The sequence below is a fragment of the bacterium genome (assembly GCA_024226335.1).
Lineage (GTDB): Bacteria > Myxococcota_A > UBA9160 > SZUA-336 > SZUA-336 > JAAELY01.
Map to the genome: position 1 here is coordinate 1 of JAAELY010000430.1, position 2149 is coordinate 2149.

Annotated in this window: 1 protein-coding gene; it reads right to left on the reverse strand. The window is 61.2% G+C overall.

Annotated elements, in window-relative coordinates; genetic code table 11:
* Positions 1-327 precede the first annotated feature (327 nt).
* The gene (locus GY725_20820; protein ID MCP4006630.1) at positions 328-1764 is read right to left on the reverse strand and encodes an IS1380 family transposase; all 1437 of its coding nucleotides are present in this window, start codon (positions 1762-1764) and stop codon (positions 328-330) included.
* Between the last annotated feature and the right edge of the window lie 385 nt (positions 1765-2149).

Here is a 2149-nt window from a genome sequence, read left to right on the forward strand (position 1 = left end):
ATTTTGGTCGGCCCGTACCCGCCCGCTGCTGCGTTGCGCCTCCTCCGAGACTTGCAGCGAAGTCGCGTCGTCGCTGCGCCTTGCAGCGAACGCGTACGCACCGACCAAAATGCCGCACAAGAGTGAATCACACCACTAGTCCTCGATCAAGCGATGGTTGAGGGGCCACCGGTGAGCGCGGCGTGGGGTAGTGGTCGAGCCAGCGAACCGGCACGAATTCGCGACCGGGCGGCTGCCCGTTGCCGTTGGTCGCATTGTCGCTTCGATCATAGGTCTCCTCGTTTCGGTTGTGGCCTGGGCGTTGATGGAGCGCCCTCTCCGTACGTTTCAACAGAGCATCGGTCGCTCGACGACGTCGGCCAGGCGGAGGAATACCCTCTGCTCCGAATTCCATGCGAGTAGGCGCACCCGAATCTGCCTCGCCGCGACGATCACCTGAACTGGCACTCGGATCATGGACTCAACAAAGTTCCGGAATCCCATTCCCAGGAGCCGAGTGCGATCCTCCTCGTGCTTCTCCCCCCAACGACCACCTCGCGGAAGACTGAGCGCGGCCCACGCCTTCAGACTCCACGCCAACGTCGACATGACCATCCACGCCCAGTTGCTGACGAGATCTCCCAACGGCGCACGAAGGGACCGAACCTTGTTCTTCAGTTCGCCGATCAGCTTCTCTTGACCACAGCGGAGGTTCGACTCGCGGACGACTTCATCGGGAGTCATTACCCGGTCGTTCGTGATGTACAGGAAGTACCGATACTCCTCGAAGAGCAGCTCCTGCCCTCTGTACGTCTCGAGTTCCTTGCGAAGCACGATCATTCGGTAGGACCGCTCACACTTCGTTGGTCGGTGTTCGAACTCGGCCACCGCTTCGCTCTTCAGGCGGATGTTTTTGTAGCCGTTCTCGGTCACGATCCGCTGCTTCACGTTCTCGGGCCGAACTCGTGGATCTGTTGCTGGAGCAGGCTTGGCTGGGCGCTTCAGCGATGTCCAGCTCTTGGCTTCGATGGCCTCGATTCGCGGCTGTAAGCCGCGTGCGTACTGGAATCCGAACACGAACTGGACTCCGTCGCAGTCCCACCTGTCAAGGTGCTCGGACTGGCTGAAGGCCGAGTCACCCCTCGCTCGGACCTTCTTGAAACCGGCCCGGCGACAGGCCTCGATCGCACGGTCGTAGTACTCCGCAGCCCCGCTCGCTGATTGGGCGCTCGCCGCTCGATTCACCAGGAAGAGCGGCTCTTGCGTGTTGGCGAGGGAAATCAGGAGCGGCTGGTAGCCCCAGGTGCCCTTGTAGGACAGGGACATGCCCTCTTTGCACTCGCCCGTCGTTTCGACGATAGAGCCATCTCCATCGATGACGGCCTCCTCCAAAAAGTCCTCCGCTTGGTCTCGCCAAACCTTGACGCGAACATCGTTGATCGCATCCATGAGGGTGTCGACCCTGGCGGCTGTTTCGAAGCGCCGGCAGAAGTCGCCGGCCGTCGTCGGATCCGGAAGAGTCCGAGCGCCAAGGTTGTTCAGCAGCGCCTCGTTCTGCCGTTGCCGTTCCATGTCCTCGAGTGACGCGCCGCCAGCCAGGGTGTTGTAGGCGATCGCGAGGACGTGATCCGATTCGGAATAGGGGCGGTGGATCTTCAGCAGCTTCAACTGGCTGTCGATCGTCTCCGGCAGGCCTATTCGCTGCACCATCTGGTGGATCAGCCCCAGTCCGCCAACGCCATGCCCGTTGATCCGCTCCGACACATCGAGCTTCATCTTCGACATCGTCATCTCGGGCCTGCCGGTCGATGATCGTCCACCCTCCGTGCGCTTCAAGCGCCGAGCGATCCTGCGCCCACGGCTGTGGGACTGACGCTTGCGATTCCGACTGCTACTTGCTTTGCTCTTGCTCACTCGAAGTGCCTCCTGTTGTTCGTGTGTCCAACATCGAACATCGGCAGGAACCAGGCACTTCGAGCCCTACTTCGTCGGTCTTAGATCCGCACGTTTCCCAAGATCGCTTGATCGAGGACTAGTGGTGTGATTCACTCTTGTGCGGCATTTTGGTCGGCCCGTACCCGCCCGCTGCTGCGTTGCGCCTCCTCCGAGACTTGCAGCGAAGTCGCGTCGTCGCTGCGCCTTGCAGCGAACGCGTACGCACCGACCAAAA